Raw genomic sequence first — 19,880 nt, 5'->3', positions numbered from 1 at the left:
TCTGTTTCAGCTCACGGTGACGGTGGGAGCCCCCGACCGCGTACCCGGCCCGTCGATGCCCTCGGCGATCTTGAGGGCTTCCTCGATCAGCGTCTCGACGATCTTCGACTCGGGCACCGTCTTGATGACCTCGCCCTTCACGAAGATCTGTCCCTTGCCGTTGCCGGACGCCACACCCAGATCGGCCTCACGGGCCTCACCCGGACCGTTGACGACACAGCCCATCACGGCCACCCGCAACGGCACCTCCATGCCCTCCAGACCGGCACTGACCTGGTCCGCGAGCTTGTACACATCCACCTGCGCCCGACCGCACGACGGACACGACACGATCTCCAGCCGCCGCTGCTTCAGATTCAGCGACTCCAGGATCTGGATACCGACCTTGACCTCCTCGGCCGGCGGCGCCGACAACGACACCCGGATCGTGTCCCCGATCCCCTCCGACAACAGCGCACCGAACGCCACCGCCGACTTGATCGTCCCCTGGAACGCCGGACCCGCCTCCGTCACACCCAGATGCAGCGGATAGTCACAACGAGCCGCCAGCTGACGGTACGCATTCACCATCACCACCGGATCGTTGTGCTTCACCGAGATCTTGATGTCCCGGAAACCGTGCTCCTCGAAGAGCGACGCCTCCCACAACGCCGACTCCACCAACGCCTCCGGCGTCGCCTTCCCGTACTTCGCCAGCAACCGCGCGTCCAGCGAACCCGCGTTCACACCGATCCGGATCGGCGTCCCCGCATCCCCCGCCGCCCGCGCGATCTCCTTCACCTTGTCGTCGAACTGCTTGATGTTCCCCGGATTCACCCGCACCGCCGCACAGCCCGCATCGATCGCCGCGAACACATACTTCGGCTGGAAATGAATATCCGCGATCACCGGGATCTGCGACTTCCTCGCGATCGTCGCCAACGCATCGGCATCGTCCTGCGTCGGACACGCCACCCGCACGATCTGACAGCCCGACGCCGTCAGCTCCGCGATCTGCTGCAACGTCGCACCGATGTCCGACGTACGCGTCGTGGTCATCGACTGCACCGACACCGGCGCGTCCCCGCCCACCGCAACCGACCCGACCTGGATGCGCCGCGAGGGGCGGCGCATCGCGAGCGGCCGGGCCGGCAGCCCGGGGAGACCCAGTACGACGGGTTCTCCAGCGGTCATGACGTCACCGGTTCCCGGAGACCGTCTCGCGCGCGGCGCGCAGGGATTCCTTCAGCGATCCCATGGTGGCGAGCACGGCGGTGGGCTCGTAGCCGCAGTGCGCCATGCAGTTGGCGCAGCGCGGGTCCTTGCCCCGGCCGTACTTGTCCCAGTCGGTCTCCTCGATGAGCTGACGGTACGTCGGTACGTAGCCGTCGCTCATCAGGTAGCAGGGCCGCTGCCAGCCGAACAGCGAGTAGTTCGGGATGGCCCACGCCGTGCACGGGAAGTCCGCCTTGCCTTCCAGGAAGTCCAGGAAGAGCGGTGAGTGGTTCAGCCGCCAGCGGCCCCGGTTGCCGCCCGCGAAGGTCTTCTTGAACAGTTCGCGGGTCTGCTCGACGCCCAGGAAGTGCTCCTGGTCGGGTGCCTTCTCGTAGGCGTAGGCGGGCGAGATCATCATCTCGTCGACCTTCAGGTCGTCATTGAGGTAGTTGAGGACCTCGATGATGGTCTGGGGGGTGTCGGTGTTGAAGAAGGTGGAGTTCGTGGTGACCCGGAATCCGCGCCGCTTGGCCTCCTTGATCGCCGCCACGGCCTCGTCGAAGACGCCTTCCTTGGCGACGGATTCGTCGTGCCGTTCCCGCAGCCCGTCGATGTGCACGGCGAAGGCGAAGTACGGGGAGGGCGTGAACTTCTCGATCTTCTTCCGGAGCAGCATCGCATTGGTGCACAGGAAGACGTACTTCCTGCGGGCCACCAGCTGCCGGACGATTTCATCGATCTGCGGGTGCATCAGTGGTTCGCCGCCCGCGATGGAGACCATCGGGGCGCCCGATTCGAGGACGGCGCCCACGGCCTGGGCCACCGGCATGCGCTGCTTGAGCACGCCGGCCGGATGCTGGATCTTCCCGCAGCCCTCGCACGCGAGATTGCAGGCATACAAGGGCTCCAGCTCCACGATCAGCGGGAATTTCTCCCGCCTACGGAGCTTCTGTTCAATGAGGTACGTCGCAACCTTGATGGACTGACGGATCGGCATGGCCATCTGGCTCACCTCCTGGGGAGCAGCAAAGATCGGTGCCATTCGTAGAAAGCAGGCAGGACGGCACGGAGAACTCGGAAAGCCGATATTCCACCGCGGACGGTCCCGATGCGGACGAGCTCATGCTCCGGAGCATCCACGACCACCCGTACGGCGGCAACCGGGCGGGGCCCGGACCGCAGAGCGGTGCGCAGAGTGGCGGCGGACTCCATGTCCACCGCGATGGCTCCGGTGGCCCGCAGCCCGGTCCGCTCGTGTCCGCGTACGACATGGGCGGAGCCGGTCAGCGGACCGGTGTGGACGGTGCGGCCGGGCACCGCCCTGGCCAGGGCCTCGGCGAGCAGGCCCGGGCCGGTGCAGACCGTCGAGTCCCCGGCCTCCCGGGTCTCGTCGGCGACCACCAGGTCCCCGGGGTGCATGCCGGGCAGCAGCCCGGCACAGAACCCGGAGGCCAGGACCGCCGTGCCGGGCGCCCGGTCCGTACCGAGCACCCGTGCGACGGCCGTCTCGGCGGCCCTGGGGCCCATGCCCGTACGGAGTACGGTCACCGGGCCGGGAGCCTCGCCGGCCCTGCCCCGGCCGCTGCGCAGGGCGAACTGCTCGATGCCGAGCGCGCAGGCGATCAGCAGCGGCGCGGCGGGGCCGGCCGGCCCCGGGCCGTCGGCCATCAGGCCCCCTTGCGGACGGCCGTGCGGTCGGCGAACGGCTCGCCGTACACGTACCGCCCGAGTGCGGTGAGCGGGAACACCTGACGGTAGAGGTGGTAGTTGATGGAGAAGTCCCACGGGAATCCGGTGCCGGTGAAGTACGGCTCGTCCCAGGAGCCGTCGGCCTGCTGGGTGGCGGTGAGCCAGGCGACCCCGCGCCGCACGGCGGTGCTGTCCCGGGCTCCCGCGGCGAGCAGCGCGAGCAGCGCCCAGGCGGTCTGGGAGGCGGTCGAGGCGCCGTGCCCGATCCATTTCTCCTCCCGGTAGGAGCGCAGGTCCTCGCCCCAGCCGCCGTCGTCGTTCTGCACGGACTCCAGCCAGCCGACCGCGCGGCGGATCGCCGGATGGGTCGCGGGCAGTCCGGCGGCCACCAGTGCGGGCACCACCGAGCCTGTTCCGTATACGTAGTTGACGCCCCAGCGGCCGAACCAGGCGCCGCTCGCCTCCTGTTCGGCGAGCAGCCATTCGACGCCCCGCCGGGTGACCCGGTGACCGGCCCGTCCCTCGACGGCGAGCATCTCCACCACGTGCCCGGTGACATCGGCGGACGGCGGGTCGATGACCTCGCCGAAGTCGCAGAAGGGCAGCCGGTTGGGGAAGGCGCTGGTGTTGTCCGCGTCGAAGGCGCCCCAGGCCCCGTTCCGGGACTGCATGCCGATGTTCCAGCGGACGCCGCGCTTGATCGCGGCCTCGATGCGGGCCCGGTCGGGGTGACGGACCCGGCGCAGCGCGAGAACCACCTCGGCGGTGTCGTCGATGTCCGGGTAGTTGTCGTTGTGGAATTCGAAGGCCCAGCCGCCCGGGTTGAGTCGGGGACGGCGTACGGACCAGTCGCCGGGCCGGACGATCTCCTCGCCGAGCATCCAGTCCGCGGCCCGGACGAGCGCCGGGTGGTCGGGGCTGACCCCGGCGTCGGCGAGCGCGATGGTGGCGAGGCAGGTGTCCCAGACCGGGGACTGGCATGCCTCGATCATGCGGGCGCCGTCCTCGCGCCACACGGCGAACCGGTCGAGCGATTCGAGGCCGGCACGCATCACCGGGTGGTTCAGGTCGTAGCCGAGCAGGTGCAGGGCGATGACGGAGTACACCGCGGGGGGCTGGATCCCTCCCCAGCAGCCGTCGTTCTCCTGGCGTTCGATGATCCAGCGGGCCGCGGCGTTCATCGCGGTCCGGCGCAGCTTGCGCGGTGCGATCCGGTGGTAGACGTGCAGCGCCTTGTCCAGGCGCTGGAAGACGCCGTCCCAGCTGGCGGCCGGTGCGGGGCGCCTGGGCGGGTTCGGGTTGTCCGGATCGGTGTGCAGTTCGTCGAGCGGGAAGGGGGCCGGGCGTACCGGCCGCTTCGCCGAGACGATGGTGAGCGGCACAATGGTCTGGCGGGCCCAGCAGCCGAAGTCGTAGATGTTGAGCGGGGCCCATTTGGGAAAGAACATCAGCTCGGGCGGGAGTTCCGGCAGGTCGTCCCATTTCCACCAGCCGAACAGGGCCAGCCAGATCCGGGTGAAGACCCGGGCGGACGCGATGCCGCCCTGTTCCCGGATCCATCCGGAGGCGCGGGCCATGTGCGGTTCGTCCGGCCGGTCCCCGGCCAGCCGCAGGGCCACATACGCCTCGATGGTGGTGGAGAGTTCACCGGGGCCGCCGTGGAAGGTCGCCCAGGTGCCGTCGCCCAGCTGCTCGCCGCGGATGAAGCGGCCGGCCGCCCGGACGGTGTCCGGGTCCTGGATGCCGAGGAATTGACGGAGCAGCAGGTCCTCGGCGTCCATCGTGACGTTGGTGGCGAGGTCTCCCTTCCACCAGCCCTGCTCGTCCTGTCTGCCGAGGAGGTGCTCCACCGAGCGTTCCGCGGCCCGCCGCGCGGCGGCGAGCACGTCGTCCGCGGCGATGGTTGTGTCGGTCGGTTTACTGGCCGAGGCTGCGCGGGGGTTCACGGCCCCGGTGCTTCCGTCGGTCGTCGCTGTCATGGCTTCCCCTTCGTGCAGTCAGGTCCTCTGCTGTGCTGGGGTCTCCGTCGGCCGGGGGCCCCGCCAGGGCGCCGGCCGGCGCCTGCGAGTCATATGGAGCAGATAGTGATCATCTCTTTCGTACGACGACGAAGTCCGCGAGCGCTGTGAGCTGCGCCCGCACGGTCTGCGGCATGTCGATGCGGTGCAGCGCCTCGATGGCGACCGCGTGCTGTCGACGGGCCTCCTGGGCGGTCCACTCGCGGCCGCCCGCCTCCTCGATGAGTGCCGCACGCGCGGCGAACTCCTCTTCGGAGAAGCTGTCGAAATCGCTGCTCTTGGCGTCGGCGGCGAGCAGTTCGCCCAGGCGCTCCGACGCCGGGCCGCCCGCGGCGAGCGCGGCGACGACCGGCAGGGACTTCTTGCGCTGACGCAGGTCGCTCCAGGTCTGCTTGCCGGTGGACTCGGGGTCGCCCCAGATGCCGAGCAGGTCGTCGACGGCCTGGAAGGCGAGACCGAGGTGGTAGCCGTACGCCTCCAGGGTGTCGGCGGTCCGGTCGTCGGCGCCGCCGAGGACCGCGCCGATGGAGCAGGCGCAGGCGAGCAGGGCACCGGTCTTGTTGCCCTCCATCTCCAGGCATTCCTCGACGGTGACCCGCTCGCGGTGCTCGTAGGAGATGTCCTGGGCCTGGCCGTCGATGAGCTTGCGGCTGGCCGCGGTCAGCCGGCGGGTCGCCCGGCCCGCCTCCGCGGTGCCGAGCTCCAGCAGGACCTCGTTGGCGAGGGCGAAGAGCGCGTCGCCGACGAGGATCGCCTGGGCGGGGCCGTGCACCTTCCAGACGGTGTCGCGGTGGCGGCGCTGTTCGTCGCCGTCCATCAGGTCGTCGTGCAGCAGCGAGAAGTTGTGCACGAGTTCGACGGCCACGGCGCCGGGGACGCCGGCCTCGGCGGCGGCGCCGGCGGCCTCCGCGGACAGCAGGGCGAGGGCCGGACGGACGGCCTTGCCACCGTCGCCGTCGGCGGGCTGTCCCTGGGCGTCGATCCAGCCGAAGTGGTAGGCGGCGACGGTGTTCATGGGCGGTGCGAGCCGGTCGACGGCGGCCCGGAGCACCGGCGTGGAAAGGGCCCGTCCGCGCTCCAGAAGCGCGGTGACGTCCGTGGTGTCGGCCACGGTGTCGAAAGCCGGATTGGCCGGGGTCACTGACTCTCCTCTTGTTCCGGTGGTACTGCTCATGCCGCCTCCTGCAGCGGATGTTCTTGGGGACGGCCGAGCGCCCGGAGGGCCGCGTCGGCCGCGCTGAACCCGCTGCGGACGGCGCCCTCCATCGTCGCGGGCCAGCCGGTGGCCGTCCATGCGCCGGCCAGGCAGAGGCCCGGGGCGCGGGTGCGGGCACCGGGCCGCAGCCGGCCGACGCCGGGGGCGGGGGCGAAGGTCGCCGTGCGCTCCCTGGTCACGAAGAAGTCCCTGATACCGGCCCCGCGTGCGGCGGGCAGGAGCCGCTCCAGCTCGGGCAGGTAGCGGCGGCGCAGTTCGGCGACGGGAAGGTCGATCTCCTCGTCGGCGGCGGACTGGGACACCGCGAGGTACTGCCCGGGGCCGGTGAGGCCCGAGGCGTCGGTGCGGTCGAAGACCCACTGGACCGGGGAGCCGAGCGCGGTGAAGAACGGGCGGCGCAGCACCTTGCGGTCGTAGACGACGTGCACGTTGAGGATCGGCGAGGTGCCGATGTCGAGCAGCCGCCCGGGTTCGTCGAGTGCGCCCTCGGGCAGCAGGTCGTGCGTCTCGCGCTGGGGTACGGCGAGGACGACGGTGTCCGCCTCGATCCGTTCGCCGCCGGTGTCCACGGTCCAGCGGCCCTCCTCCGTACGGGTGAGGGCCGCGGCCTTGGTGCGCAGTTCGGTGCGGACCCCGGCGGAGTCGAGGGCCTTGCGGGCCAGCGTGTCGTGCACCTCGCCGAGCGGCACGCTCGCCCAGCCGATGTCGGCGGCGCCGGGCTCGGAGAGGAGTCCGGTCTTGAAGACCTTCGCGGCCAGGGCCAGCGAGGAGTTCGGCGCGGTGGCATTCAGCGTGGCGACGCCGACCAGGTCCCACAGGGCCTCGATGGTGCGCGGCGACTGGCCGTGCCGGGCGAGCCAGCTGCCGAAGTCGACGGTGTCGAGCGCGGGGTCGTCGGGGTCGAGGCGGCCGAGCGCCAGTGCGGCGCGGCCGACACCGGCCCGCTCGGCGAGCGAGAGGTGTGGGTAGCCGGCCAGTCCGGCGGCCAGGTGGAAGGGCACCGGCAGCGCGTTGCGGCGCAGCCGTCCGAGCCGGGGGCCCGAGGGGCGCCCGACGTCGAGAACGGGCACGTCCAAACGGTTTTGCAGGGGCGCCAGACGCGTCCCGTCGACGCGGTCGAGGAACCAGCGGTAGGCGGTGCAGCAGCGCAGATAGACATGCTGTCCGTTGTCGACCGTCAGTTCGCCGCGCCGGAAGGAGAAGGCGAGGCCGCCGAGCCGGGGCCGGCCTTCGAGCAGGGTCACGTCAAGCCCGGCGTCGGCGAGACGCAGCGCCGAGGTGATGCCGGCGAGGCCGCCACCGATCACGACCGCGCGGGAGGAGCGCGGGGTGCCGTCCGTCATGCGTCCTCCTTCCGCCGGGTCACTTCAGTCAGGGACGCGTCGGCGCCGCGGAGGGTTGATCGCCGGGCCGATCGGTTCTCCGTGCTGCACATGGTGCGCGAGAACTCCGCACGGCGCATCAGACACGCCCCCGGGTGGTGCGCCGGGAGATGTACCGGGCGTCGAGCCCCGACAGTCCGCGCACCGCGACGTACGCCTTCTCGTGGCCCGGCAGCGAGACCCGGCCGCGCAGCACCGCCTCGGGGTCGCGCTCGATCCGGTCGAGCAGCCGCCGGTAGATGCCCGCCATGGCCGCGACACACGCGCCGCTGCGCCGGTCCAGCATGGGCAGCAGCCGGTAGCCCTCGGCGAACAGCGTGCGGGCGCGCCGCACCTCGAAGTGGACGAGGCCCGCGAAGTCGGCGCCGGGCGGCGGGGTGGCCCGGTGGAAGCCGGCCGAGCAGCCGAACTTGGCGAGGTCGTCGGCGGGCAGATACGTACGTCCGTTGCCGGCGTCCTCCCGGACGTCGCGCAGGATGTTGGTCAGCTGGAGCGCGAGCCCGAGCGTGTCGGCGTACTCCGCGGCCCGGTCGGCGCCCGGGGCACCGGGCTCGGTGCCGAAGACACCCAGGCTGAGGCGGCCGATGGCACCCGCGACACAGCGGCAGTAGACCTTGAGGTCGTCCCAGGTCTCGTACGTCGCACCGCGCACGTCCATCAGCACGCCGTCGATGAGCTCGTCGAGCCCACCGAGCGGGAGCGGGAATCTGCGCGCGGCGTCGGCGAGCGCGACGGCCACCGGGTCGGTGTCGTCCTCGTCGACCGCTCCGTCCCGGATCCGGTCCAGGACGGTACGGGTGCCCTCCAGGCGGGTCCGCTTGGTGTCCGCGTCCAGTTCGCCGTCGCCGATGTCGTCGACCCGACGGGAGAAGGCGTACAGCGCCGACATGGCCTGCCGCTTCTCGGCCGGCAGCAGCCTGATGCCGTACGCGAAGTTACGCGCCTGCTGTCCGGTGACCGCCTCGCAGTAACTGTATGCGGCCTGTACCGGTGCCGACATGTACGTCGTCTGTCCCTCCACGGTCCGGCTCACCCCTCTCTACGCGCTCTTCGCAAGACAACTCCCGCCTCACGCAGCAGGCTGGGCTTGGTGGGCTTGGGCGGTCCGGGCAGTACGTCGAACCCGGCGGCCGCGATCGCGGTGAGGGCGGCGCGCCCCCCTCCCACGAATCCGGCGAGAAGCAGCTTGAGCCTGCCGTGGACGCTACCCACCAGCGGGGTGCCTTCATTCAGCAATTCGCGGGCGCGTTCCGCCTCGTACGCGACCAGTGAACGCACCGACGCGCCCCCCGAGGGGGCGGCCAGATCGGCCTCCGTGACATGGAACCTGGCCATGTCCTCGGCGGGCAGGTAGATCCGGTCGCGGCCGAGGTCCTCGGTGACGTCCTGGAGATGCTCGACGATCTGCAGGGCGGTGCAGACGGCGTCGGAGCGGCGGATGCGTTCGGGGGCGGCGGTGCCGGTGATCTGCAGGACCAGCCGGCCCACCGGGTTGGCGGAGAGCTCGCAGTAGGCCAGGAGTTCCTCGTAGGTCCCGTAGCGGCGGACCTTCTGGTCCTGCCGGTTCGCCTCGATGAGGCCGAGGAAGGGCTCCGGGGTGAGCGCGCAGCGCCGCACGGTGGGGAGCAGGGCGCGCAGCAGGGGGTGGCGGGGTCCGTCGCCCGAGGTGTCGAAGACCCGGCGCAGGTCGGCCTCGAAGGCGTCGAGCACGGCGAGCCGGTCATCGGCCCGCGCGGGATCGACGCCGAGGTGGCGGGCGTCGCCGCCACCGGGGGCGAGATCGCCGTCGCCGATGTCGTCGACCAGACGCGCGTAGCCGTAGACGGCCATCAGGTCGTCGCGCCAGGCGCGGGGAAGGAAGAACGGGGCTACGGGGAAATTCTCGTCCGCCGCCTTGTCGAGGGTGCTGGGTACGGCGCCGTCGGGGTGCGCCTGCCGGGTACGGGTCACCACGGACCGCCCGGCGCTGGGACGGCGTGAGCACCTCGGAGCTGGAGATCTTCCGTCATTGCCGTCACATCTCCCGTTCTACACTGCTGACCCAAAACATCCCATTCCGGACACGCCGCCCGCTCTGCCGAGTGCGGAGCGCTGCCTACGGGCCGTACGGCCAGGCACTATCGCCCCACTTGCCTCGAATCAGCACCGGTACAGCTTACGTTGTACAACGCTCATCCATACGGCGGGGTGTCGGGCGCGTCGTGGTGTCCCGTGCCGCCCCGCCAACCTTCCCCGCATCCAAGGGGATTGACGTCATCCGACGGGACGAGATCCTGACCGCGGCATACCGCCGGGCGTGGAGAGCGCCGGCGGCGGTCCGCGGTCCGGACACCGGGACGGCCCCCGCCGGAACGTTCCGGTGGAGGCCGCCCCGGTGTCGCGGGACCGGACGAACCGCTACTTTCCGGTCTCGCGCTCGTACGCCTTGAGCACCTCGTCCGTCGGACCGTCCATCAGCAGCTCGCCCTTCTCCAGCCACAGCACCCGGTCGCAGGTGTCCCTGATGGACTTGTTGCTGTGACTGACCAGGAAGACGGTGCCGGCCTCCTTGCGGAGCTCCCTGATGCGCTTCTCGGAGCGGATCTGGAACTTGCGGTCACCGGTCGCCAGCGCCTCGTCGATCATGAGGACGTCATGGTTCTTGGCCGCCGCGATGGAGAATCGCAGGCGTGCGGCCATGCCGGAGGAGTACGTACGCATCGGCAGGGTGATGAAGTCGCCCTTCTCGTTGATGCCGGAGAAGTCGACGATGCCCTGGTAGCGCTCACGGATCTCCTCGCGCGACATGCCCATCGCGAGACCGCCGAGCACCACGTTGCGCTCACCGGTCAGATCGCTCATCAGCGCCGCGTTCACCCCGAGCAGTGAGGGCTGCCCGTCGGTGTAGACCTTGCCGTGCTCGGTCGGCAGCAGGCCGGCGATGGCCCGCAGCAGGGTCGACTTGCCGGAGCCGTTGGTGCCGATGAGGCCGATCGCCTCGCCCCGGTAGGCGGTGAAGGAGACGCCGCGGACGGCGTGCACCTTGCGCACCCCGCGCGATTCGCCCTTGCCGCGCCGCATGATCCGGCTCAGTGCCGCGGTCGCGCTGCCCTTGCCGCCGCCGGCGCCGTTGACGCGGTACACGATGTGCACGTCGTCGGCGATGACGGTGGGGACGCGCCCCGGAGTCTTGTCGTCAGCCACGGCCGTACCGTTCCTCTGCCTTCCAGAAGTACACGAAGCCCACCAGGCCGATCAGGACCGCCCAGGCAAGCGCCACGATCCAGACGTGTGACGGCAGGTTGCCCGAGCCGTAGCCGTCGATCAGCGCGAAGCGGACCAGGTCCATGTAGATGGCCGCCGGGTTGTACTGCAGAACGTTGGCGATCCAGTCCGGCTTGTCCTTCAGCATCACCGGGATGGAGAACATGACGCCCGACGCGTACATCCAGGTCCGCATGACGAACGGCATCAGCTGCGCGAGGTCGGGGGTCTTGCTGCCCAGCCTGGCCATGATCAGCGCCAGACCGGTGTTGAAGACGAACTGCATGACCAGCGCCGGGACGATCAGCAGCCAGGAGAGGCTCGGGTAGCTGCCGAAGGCGATCGCCACGGCCGCGAGCACGATCATCGAGAACAGCAGCTGCTGGAGCTGCTGGAGCGAGAACGAGACCGGCAGCGAGGCGCGCGGGAAGTGCAGTGCCCGGACCAGTCCCAGATTGCCGGAAATGGCCCGCACGCCCGCCATCACCGAACTCTGGGTGAAGGTGAAGACGAAGACGCCGGTCACCAGGAACGGGATGAAGACCTCCTGGGTCATTCCCTTCCTGGTCCCCAGGATCAGCCCGAAGATCAAGTAGTAGACCAGGGCGTTCAGCAGCGGTGTGGCCACCTGCCAGAGCTGGCCCAGCTTCGCCTGGCTGTACTGGGCGGTCAGCTTCGCCCTGGAGAACGCCAGGATGAAGTGGCGCCGACCCCAGAGCTGCCGGATGTACTCGAAGAGCCCTGGCCGGGCGCCGCTCACCGTCAGGCCGTACTTGGCGGCCAGCGCGGCCGAGGTCAGGCCGTCGTCGGCGGATGGTGGGGTGCTCAATGCGACCGCACCATCGTGGGTTGTGTCACTCACCAGATGAAACTCTCGTATTCAGGATGCGCAGCCAGTCGCGGGCGCGGCTCGGAGCGGACAGGTCCCGTGAAGAAAACGTACGTCCCATGCTCTCAGAGGTGAGCCTCTCAGATCACGGGAGGGCGGCCCAGTCTGGTCAGCCGCCAGACCGTGCGCCATTTCATCGGGCGGCGGGTGCCGCAGGGCGTGGCCCAGCCTTCCCGGAAGCCGCCGAGCCAGGCCTTCAGCGCCGGGCCCGAGGGCCTGCGGACCAGGGTCAGCAGCAGCCACACCCCGAGGTAGACGGGGACCAGCGGCGCGGGCAGATTGCGACGGGCCAGCCAGACCCGGTTGCGGGCCACCATCCGGTGGTACACCGCGTGCCGCGAGGGGGCGGTCGTCGGGTGGTTGAGGACCATGTCCGCGCGGTAGTCGATCATCCAGCCGGCGTCCAGCGCCCGCCAGGCGAGATCGGTCTCCTCGTGCGCGTAGAAGAACCGGCCGGGCAGCGGACCGACCTCGGCGATGACCTTGGTCCGTACGGCGTTGGCGCCGCCCAGGAAGGTCGTCACACGTGAGGAGCGCATCGGGTCGGCGGCACGCAGCCGGGGCACGTGGCGGCGCTGGGTGGCCCCGGTGTCCGGGTCGGCGATGCGGAAGCTGATGATGCCCAGCCCGGGATCGGCCGCGAAGGCCTGCCGGCAGAGCTCGGCGGTGTCGCTGAGCGGCAGCAGTCCGTCGTCGTCGAGGAAGAGCAGGGCGTCCACGTCGGCGCCGGACGGGCCGAAGGCCTCGATCCCGACGTTGCGGCCGCCGGGGATGCCCAGGTTCTCGGGCAGCTCGACGGTCCGCACCCCCGCGGGAACGTCCGGCACGGGGGCGCCGTTGCCGACGACCACCACCTCGATCCGGTCGCCGTCCTGCCCGGCGACCGAATCGAGGAGAGCGCGGAGCTCGTCGGGGCGGTTGCCCATCGTGATGACGACCGCGCCGAGTTTCATGGGAGTGCTCACTTCAGCCTGCTCGACGCCAGGATCGACACGAGGTGCAGGAGCGTCTGGAGGAGCGCGATGCCGGCCAGCACCGCGACCATGAGACGGCTGAAGAACAGGTCGTCACGGACCGCGTCGAGGACGGCCGCCACCAGGATGACCAGGGACGCCTCGACCCCGAGGATGAGCCGGTGGAACTTGAGCGCGCCGGCGGCACGCCGGGCGAACGCCATGCCGGACGAGCGCGGCTCCGAGGCGGCCTCCTTGACCGGCGGCAGTCCGCCCTGGTGGCGCGCGACACCCACGAGGTCGGTCTCGGCCTTGATCAGGATGGCGCCGAGGGCCGCGAGCGTACCGAGGAAGGCCCAGAGCCAGTCGATCCGTCCGCTGCCCCACAGGTCGGCGGCGCGCAGGCCGAAGCCGACCAGCACGGCCGCGTCGCAGAGGTACGCGCCGACCCGGTCCAGGTAGACCCCGCCCAGCGAGAACTGCTTCTTCCAGCGGGCCACCTCGCCGTCGACGCAGTCGAGCAGCAGGTAGAGCTGGACGGCGAGCACTCCGAGGAGCGCGCCGGGGATGCCGGGGACGAGCAGGGCCGGTGCGGCGAGCACGCCCGCGACCGTCATCACGTAGGTCAGCTGGTTGGGCGTGACCCTGGTGTTCACCAGGTGCCGGTCGATGCGCAGCGAGATCTCGCGCATGTAGAGCCGACCCGCCCAGTGCTCACCGCTGCGCCGGTCCTTCACACCCGGCGGGTGCACGACCGGACGGAGTTCAGCTATGGATGGCTTTTGCATAGTCGGCGTACGCGTCCCTGATCTGGTCGGTGGACAGGTTGAGGTGTTCCAGGATCGTGAAGCGCCCCGGACGGGTCTGCGGGGCGTAGTCGACGGCCTGGACGAACTCGTCGGCGGTGAAACCGATCTCTTCGGGCACGACCGGCAGTCCGTGGCGGCGCAGGGTGGCCACCATCTGCAGCGACTCCTCGCGGGCGCCGCGCAGATGCATGGCGAAGCAGGCGCCGAGGCCGACCTGCTCACCGTGACTGGCGGCGCGCCTGGGGTACAGCAGGTCGAAGGCGTGGTTGATCTCGTGGCAGGCGCCGGAGGCCGGCCGGGAGTCCCCGGCGACGGACATCGAGATACCGGTGAGCACCAGGCCCTCGGCCAGCACCTTGAGGAAGCCGTCGTCGCCGATCCCGCCGGGGTGGCGCAGCACGGCCTCGCCCGCCTGCCGGGCCATGGCCGCCGCGAGTCCGTCGATCTCCTCGCCGTCGACCTCGTGGGCGAGCTCCCAGTCGGCCACGCAGGAGATGTTGGAGACCGCGTCGCCGATGCCGGAGCGCACGAAGCGGGCCGGTGCCTGGCGGACGATGTCGAGGTCGATGACCACGGCGATCGGGGTGGGTACTCCGTAGGAGCCCCGGCCGTTGTCGTTGTCGAGCGTCGCGACCGGCGAGCAGAGGCCGTCGTGGGCGAGGTTCGTCGCCACCGCGACCATGGGCAGCCCGACCCGCGCCGCGGCGTACTTCGCCACGTCGACGATCTTGCCGCCGCCGAGGCCGACCACGGCGTCGTACCGGTTGCCCTTGATGTCGTCGGCCAGCTTGACCGCCGAGTCGAGGGTGCCGTCGGCCACGGGGTACCAGTGGGCTCCGGGCAGCGCGGGCGTCAGCCGCTCGCGCAGGGCACGCCCCGAGCCGTCGCTGATCGCGACGGCGAGCTTGCCGGAGGCGGAGATCCGCTGGTCGGCGAGGAGGCCGGCCAGATCGTCCAGGGCGCCGCGACGGATGTCGACGACGACCGGGGACGGGATGAGCCGGGTCAGTACTGGCACGCGATCTCACGGCCCTTCGCGAGGTCGTCGTGGTTGTCGATCTCCACCCACGTGACTTCGCCGATGGGGGCCACGTCGATGGTGAAGCCGCGGTTCACGAGCTCCTGGTAGCCGTCCTCGTAGTAGAGGTCGGGGTCGCGCTCGAAGGTCGCCTTCAGCGCGTCCGCGAGCTCCTCGGCGGCCTCGGGCTCGATGAGGGTGACGCCGATGTACTCACCGGTCGCGGTGGCCGGGTCCATGAGCTTGGTGATGCGCCGCACACCCTTGCCGTCCTCGGTGACGACCTTCATCTCCTCGTCGGCGAGGTGCTTCACCGTGTCGAGGGCGAGAATGATCTGCCGCCCGTCGCCGCGGGCGGCGAGCAGGGTCTTCTCGACGGAGACCGGGTGGACGGTGTCGCCGTTGGCCAGGATGACACCGCGCTTGAGGACCTCGCGGGCGCACCACAGGGAGTAGGCGTTGTTCCACTCCTCGGCCTTGTCGTTGTCGATCAGGGTGAGCGTCACGCCGTACTTGGCCTCGAACTCTGCCTTGCGGTCGTACACGGCCTCCTTGCGGTAGCCGACGACGACGGCGACCTCGGTGATGCCTATCTCCGCGAAGTTGGCCAGCGTGAGGTCCAGCACCGTCTTCGCGGCACCGTCCTGCTCAGGACCCACGGGCACGAGCGCCTTCGGAAGCGTGTCGGTGTAGGGGCGCAGACGCCGTCCAGCACCGGCTGCCAGTACGAGGCCGATCATGCGGGTTCTCCTTCGTCGTGAACGGCGGGTGCTCCGGAGGACACCCAGAAGCGGATGGACTCCACGAGCACCACCAGTGCCACCGCCACCGCGAGGGTGGTGAGTGCCACGGTGAAAGCCGAATGCTGAGTGAATACGGCGGCGAGTACGGCCACCACCAGGGTGCGGCCCTCGTGCCCACCGATCGTGCGTACCAGCCACTGGGGCGGCGCGCCGGTGCCGCCGCGAATGCGGTACACCGTGTCGTAGTGATGGTAGGCGACTGCCGAGACCAGCCCGAAGGCCGCGGGAAGGGCTCCCGGGACATCGCTGCGGGCCGCGAGGATCAGGACCGTGCAGTACTCGGCCGCCCTGAATATCGGGGGCACGAGCCAGTCGAGCGCGCCCTTGAGCGGGCGGGCCACCGCCACGCCGGAGCAGATGGCGTAGAAGACCGCGGCGAAGATCATCTGCTTGCTGCCGAAGGGCTGCTGCAGGGCGGCGGCGATCAGCGCTCCGGCGCCGACGAGTGCGATCACCGGGGCGCTCCAGGCGCCCGGGATCCGGGGGCCGTGGGCCGCGACGAACTGGGCGACCGGTCCGGAGTCGGCCAGCTCGGCCAGTGCCAGGGCGGCCCGGTCGGTGCGCTCCGCCTTGCGGGTCAGCGAGCGCAGCAGCCGGCCGGCGGTGGTGTAGCAGGCCGCGAAGGCGCAGCCGATGAGCAGGGCGTAGAAGACGATCCGGGGGGTGGTCACCGCGGTCAGTACCGCGATCATCGCCCAGCGCTCACCGATCGGCAGCACGATCATCCGGCGCACCCAGACGGTCCAGCCGACGCTGTCGAGCCGGTCGGAGAGTGCCGCCGTGGGGCTGGAATTGGCCACCGCGTCGTGGTTGGCCTCGTTGAACGAGAAGTCGATGACGTGCCGGCAGGCCTGGAGCACCATCGCGCCGAGGGCGAGTGCCCATACGTCGTCGCCACCGCGGGCGGCACCGAGCGCGAGGCCCGCGTAGTAGGCGTACTCCTTGGCCCGGTCGAAGGTCGCGTCCAGCCAGGCGCCCATCGTCGAGTACTGCAGGGAGTAGCGGGCGAGCTGCCCGTCGGTGCAGTCCAGGACGAACGAGAACAGCAGCAGCAGACCGGCCGCGACGTAGCCGCCGCGGGTGCCGGTCGCCGCGCTGCCGGCCGCGATCAGCGCGGTCAGCAGGGACGCGGTGGTGACCTGGTTCGGCGTGAGGCCGCGGCGGGCGCACCAGCGGGCGATGTAGCGGGAGTAGGGGCTGATGAAGAACGTGGTGAAGAAGCCGTCGTGGGCCTTCACCGCGCTGCGCAGCCGCACCGCCTCGTCGTCGACCGAGGCGCGGGCGCTCTCCGCCTCGGCGCGCGCGGGTGCGTCCGTCGGCACGGCGGCGACCAGCGAGCCCAGCTCGGGGCGCTGCACGGGGGTGCCCCCGGCGTCCATGGTGACGGCGAGGCGGCCCGGCACGGTGCGGTCGGTGACCGGTACGGCGGGCGCGCCCGTGGGGACGCCGGCGCCGACGGCCTCGGCCGTGGTGTCCAGGGCCCGGACGAGCGCGGGTCGGGCCTCCGGCTGCGCGGTGAGCGCTCCGGGCACGGTGGCGGCGGGGAAGCGGGGGTCGGTCAGTCCGAGCCGCAGGGCGTGGACATGGCCGACGAAACGGGGGTCGACCAGTGCGACGCGGCGGTCGGCGGGGACGGCCGAGAGCAGCCGTGCGGCCTCGGTCACATCGGCGGCGACCTGGACGTCGAAGCCCAGCGACCGCAGGTCGTCCGTGAGCGACGACCCGGGTACCGGTGCACCGGTGAGGATGGCGGTCGACAGACGAACTCACTCCTTGGTGCTGACGGGGTCGGCGCGCGACAGTGCGGCCCGGATGCGGGCCGGCGGCACGTCGGCAGAGGCTATCGGATGAACGGAAGCGCGAGTTCACTGACCGTTTGCGCTCTGTTCGGGGCGGACCGGCATCATGCGACGCCGTCCGCGATCATCATCGTCGATCGCCGCCTCGCCTGACAAAACGCGAGAGTGCGGCCCCGGCCGGGCTCCTCGCGCCACCCCGCTGACCTGCGGGCATTTACGCAGGTCAGAGCATATGACAACGGTGTTCAGTGCCGTGTTGCCGGATACCCCCCACCCGTAGTTCACTGGCACTGCCCGGGCCGACCGCGTCCGGGACCGAGCAACGACCGGGAGGCGTTCCCCATGGGGGCAGGGCACGACCACGGGCACACACACGGCGGGCCGCCGCCCACCGGCACGGCAGCCGCCGCGTACCGGGGGCGGCTGCGGATCGCGCTCGGCATCACACTCACCGTGATGGTCGTCGAGATCGTCGGCGGGGTGCTCGCCGACTCGCTCGCGCTGATCGCCGACGCGGCCCACATGGCGACCGACGCCCTCGGCCTGGGCATGGCGCTGCTGGCGATCCACTTCGCCAACCGGCCGGCCGGGGTCAACCGCACCTTCGGCTACGCCCGCGCCGAGATCCTCGCCGCTCTGGCCAACTGTCTGCTGCTGCTCGGGGTGGGCGGCTTCCTGCTCTTCGAGGCCGTCGAGCGCTTCATCACCCCGGCCGAGACCCGGGGCGGACTGACGATCGTGTTCGCCCTGGTCGGCATGGTCGCCAACATGGTCTCGCTGTCGCTGCTGATGCGCGGGCAGAAGGACAGCCTCAATGTGCGCGGCGCCTATCTGGAGGTGCTCGCCGACACGCTCGGCTCGTTCGCGGTGCTGGTCTCGGCGGGGATCATCCTGGCCACCGGCTGGCAGGCCGCCGACCCGATCGCCTCGCTGGTCATCGGCCTGATGATCGTCCCCCGTACCGTGAAGCTGCTCAGGGAGACGCTCAACGTGCTGCTGGAGTCGGCGCCCAAGGGGGTCGACATGGGAGAGGTGCGGGCCCACATCACCGCGCTGCCCGGGGTACTGGACGTGCACGACCTGCACGCCTGGACGATCACCTCGGGGATGCCGGTGCTGTCCGCCCATGTGGTGGTGCGCCAGGACATGCTCGACTCGATCGGCCACGAGAAGCTCCTCCATGAGCTGCAGGGCTGCCTCGGTGTCCACTTCGACGTGGAGCACTGCACCTTCCAGCTGGAGCCGAGCGGTCATGCCGAGCACGAGGCCAGGCTCTGCCACTGACCGGCCCCCCGGCCCCGGTCCGCCGGGCCATGTAGGGTATTCGCAGAGGCGTTCGGCCTCCCCATGTGCGAGAGAGGAGCTGAGGTTGATGACCGTCGCGACGGCGCCCGCCCGGCGCAGCATCCGGTCCCTCCTCATCTCCCGGGTTCTCGGCTAGCGCCTCGACTCCCACCGGGTCGACCCGTTGGCCGGAGCCCTCGCCAGCAAGGGTTCCCACGTTGACCGACAACGATCACGCCGTCCGTACCGCGGCGTTCTTCTCCCTGCACCACGGCCTGCCCCGGCAGAGCCCCGGCTCCGACGCCACCACCCGGCGGCTGCTGGAGCTCACCGGCCCGTTGCCGCGCCGTCCGCGCGTCCTGGATCTGGGCTGCGGGCCCGGCCGCGCCGCGCTGCTCCTCGCCGCGGAGGCGGGTGCCGAGGTGACCGCCGTCGACCTCCACCGGCCGTTCCTCGACGAACTGCGCGAGGCCGCCGGGGCCCGCGGGCTCGGCGACCGCATCCGTACGGTCCGGGCCGACATGGCGGACCTGTCCGGCCCCGACTTCCCCGACGGGTCCTTCGACCTCGTCTGGGCCGAGGGCTCCGCGTACAACATCGGTTTCGACACCGCGCTGCGTGACTGGAAGCGGCTGCTCGCCCCGGGCGGCTCCCTCGTCGTCACCGACTGCGTCTGGACCACGGACGCGCCGACGGCCGGGGCGCGCGCCTTCTGGGAGCAGCAGACGTCGATGCGCCCCGTGGCGGGCAACACCGCGGCGGCCGTCGCGGCCGGATACCACGTCCTCGGGGTGCTGGTGCAGCCCGACGGCGACTGGGACGAGTACTACGTCCCGCTCGCCGGACGCGTGGAGAGCGCCGATGCGTCCGCTCCCGGCATGAAGTGGGCGCTCGCGGCGACCCGCGAGGAGCTGGCCGTGCGACGCGACCACGGCACGGAGTACGGCTACGCCGGCTACGTGCTGCGCCCCGTCGATCCCCGCTGGCCGGCCCGGCCGGAGACGGCGGCGGACGCGGCGGCCGTCCACGCGGTCAACGCCGCGGCTTTCCCGACTCCGGACGAGGCCGATCTCGTCGATGCGCTGCGGGCCGATCCGGCGGCCTGGCTGCCCGGCCTCGGCCGGGTGGCGACGGACGGCCCGGACGGGGACATCGCGGCGTACGCCCTGCTGACCCGGTGCCGGGTCGGGGACGCGCCGGCGCTCGCGCTGGCGCCGGTGGCCACGGTCCCGGAGCACCAGCGCCGGGGCGCGGGACAGGCCGTGGTGCGTGCGGTGCTCGACGCGGCAAGGCTGCGCGGCGAATCACTCGTCCTGGTGCTCGGTCATCCCGATTACTACCCGAGGTTCGGTTTCGTGCCGGCGTCGCGGTACGGGATCCGGCCGGGCTTCGACGTACCGGACGAGGCGATGATGGCCCTGGTGCTGGACGGGTCCGCGCCGGTGCCGCGGGGCACGATCCACTACCCGGCCGCCTTCGGCGTCTGACGCACCGTCCGGTCCCGTCGCGCCCCGCGGTGCGGCGGGACCGGACATGCCAGACCCCGAGGTGCGGACAAGCGGCTTTTGTACGGCAGACTTGAC

17 protein-coding genes are annotated in these 19,880 nt (G+C 71.0%); 2 read left to right on the top strand and 15 right to left on the bottom strand.

Annotated elements, in window-relative coordinates; all coding sequences use genetic code 11:
* Positions 1-6: 6 nt before the first annotated feature.
* From ispG to AADR41_RS02510, 15 genes are all read right to left on the bottom strand, one after another.
* Positions 7-1,173, bottom strand: a complete 1,167-nt coding sequence (gene ispG / locus AADR41_RS02580; RefSeq protein ID WP_342279722.1) for a flavodoxin-dependent (E)-4-hydroxy-3-methylbut-2-enyl-diphosphate synthase — start codon at positions 1,171-1,173, stop codon at positions 7-9.
* A 4-nt stretch (positions 1,174-1,177) separates the two neighbouring features.
* Positions 1,178-2,197, bottom strand: a complete 1,020-nt coding sequence (gene hpnH / locus AADR41_RS02575; protein ID WP_342279721.1) for an adenosyl-hopene transferase HpnH — start codon at positions 2,195-2,197, stop codon at positions 1,178-1,180.
* Positions 2,198-2,202: 5 nt separating this feature from the next.
* Positions 2,203-2,862 (bottom strand): phosphorylase family protein, encoded by a 660-nt coding sequence (locus AADR41_RS02570; RefSeq protein ID WP_342279720.1) that lies wholly within the window; start codon positions 2,860-2,862, stop codon positions 2,203-2,205.
* Complete coding sequence (gene shc, locus AADR41_RS02565) at positions 2,862-4,862, bottom strand: squalene--hopene cyclase (protein ID WP_342279719.1); 2,001 nt, start codon at positions 4,860-4,862, stop codon at positions 2,862-2,864. The genes AADR41_RS02570 and shc overlap by 1 nt, the downstream gene beginning before the upstream one ends.
* 109 nt (positions 4,863-4,971) lie before the next feature.
* On the bottom strand, positions 4,972-6,075 hold the full coding sequence (locus AADR41_RS02560; protein ID WP_342279718.1) for a polyprenyl synthetase family protein: 1,104 nt from the start codon (positions 6,073-6,075) through the stop codon (positions 4,972-4,974).
* Positions 6,072-7,460, bottom strand: coding sequence for a hydroxysqualene dehydroxylase HpnE (gene hpnE, locus AADR41_RS02555; protein WP_342279717.1), 1,389 nt, complete (start codon positions 7,458-7,460; stop codon positions 6,072-6,074). The genes AADR41_RS02560 and hpnE overlap by 4 nt, the downstream gene beginning before the upstream one ends.
* A gap of 118 nt (positions 7,461-7,578) precedes the next feature.
* A complete protein-coding gene (gene hpnD / locus AADR41_RS02550; protein ID WP_342279716.1) occupies positions 7,579-8,499 on the bottom strand; it encodes a presqualene diphosphate synthase HpnD in 921 nt (306 codons plus the stop codon).
* A gap of 29 nt (positions 8,500-8,528) precedes the next feature.
* Positions 8,529-9,449: a squalene synthase HpnC gene (gene hpnC, locus AADR41_RS02545; protein WP_342279715.1), complete on the bottom strand. Its 921-nt coding sequence runs from the start codon at positions 9,447-9,449 to the stop codon at positions 8,529-8,531.
* Between the two features lie 447 nt (positions 9,450-9,896).
* Positions 9,897-10,682, bottom strand: a complete 786-nt coding sequence (locus AADR41_RS02540) for an ABC transporter ATP-binding protein (RefSeq protein WP_266727932.1) — start codon at positions 10,680-10,682, stop codon at positions 9,897-9,899.
* Positions 10,675-11,604 carry an ABC transporter permease gene (locus AADR41_RS02535; protein ID WP_342279714.1) on the bottom strand — a complete coding sequence of 310 codons (930 nt, stop codon included), beginning with the start codon at positions 11,602-11,604 and terminating at the stop codon, positions 10,675-10,677. The genes AADR41_RS02540 and AADR41_RS02535 overlap by 8 nt, the downstream gene beginning before the upstream one ends.
* Before the next feature lie 107 nt (positions 11,605-11,711).
* Positions 11,712-12,584 carry a glycosyltransferase family 2 protein gene (locus tag AADR41_RS02530; protein ID WP_342279764.1) on the bottom strand — a complete coding sequence of 291 codons (873 nt, stop codon included), beginning with the start codon at positions 12,582-12,584 and terminating at the stop codon, positions 11,712-11,714.
* 8 nt (positions 12,585-12,592) lie between these two features.
* Positions 12,593-13,372, bottom strand: a complete 780-nt coding sequence (locus tag AADR41_RS02525) for a CDP-alcohol phosphatidyltransferase family protein (protein ID WP_124720638.1) — start codon at positions 13,370-13,372, stop codon at positions 12,593-12,595.
* The gene (locus AADR41_RS02520; RefSeq protein WP_342279713.1) at positions 13,350-14,411 is read right to left on the bottom strand and encodes an iron-containing alcohol dehydrogenase family protein; all 1,062 of its coding nucleotides are present in this window, start codon (positions 14,409-14,411) and stop codon (positions 13,350-13,352) included. The genes AADR41_RS02525 and AADR41_RS02520 overlap by 23 nt, the downstream gene beginning before the upstream one ends.
* A complete protein-coding gene (locus AADR41_RS02515; RefSeq protein WP_342279712.1) occupies positions 14,399-15,151 on the bottom strand; it encodes a phosphocholine cytidylyltransferase family protein in 753 nt (250 codons plus the stop codon). The genes AADR41_RS02520 and AADR41_RS02515 overlap by 13 nt, the downstream gene beginning before the upstream one ends.
* Complete coding sequence (locus AADR41_RS02510) at positions 15,148-16,917, bottom strand: DUF5941 domain-containing protein (protein WP_342279763.1); 1,770 nt, start codon at positions 16,915-16,917, stop codon at positions 15,148-15,150. The genes AADR41_RS02515 and AADR41_RS02510 overlap by 4 nt, the downstream gene beginning before the upstream one ends.
* 438 nt (positions 16,918-17,355) lie before the next feature.
* Between AADR41_RS02510 and AADR41_RS02505 the strand changes: the two genes are divergently transcribed.
* Both AADR41_RS02505 and AADR41_RS02500 read left to right on the top strand, forming a co-directional pair.
* Positions 17,356-18,297 carry a cation diffusion facilitator family transporter gene (locus tag AADR41_RS02505; protein ID WP_342279711.1) on the top strand — a complete coding sequence of 314 codons (942 nt, stop codon included), beginning with the start codon at positions 17,356-17,358 and terminating at the stop codon, positions 18,295-18,297.
* 218 nt (positions 18,298-18,515) lie between these two features.
* Entirely contained in the window at positions 18,516-19,784 is a 1,269-nt protein-coding gene (locus AADR41_RS02500; protein WP_342279710.1) for a bifunctional class I SAM-dependent methyltransferase/N-acetyltransferase, read from the top strand.
* Positions 19,785-19,880 lie beyond the last annotated feature (96 nt).

Source organism: Streptomyces sp. CLV115 (assembly GCF_038448545.1).
GTDB classification, from domain to species: Bacteria; Actinomycetota; Actinomycetes; order Streptomycetales; family Streptomycetaceae; genus Streptomyces; species Streptomyces sanglieri.
The sequence above is the reverse complement of the archived record's forward strand: the minus strand, read 5'-3'. Positions and strand labels throughout refer to the sequence as shown.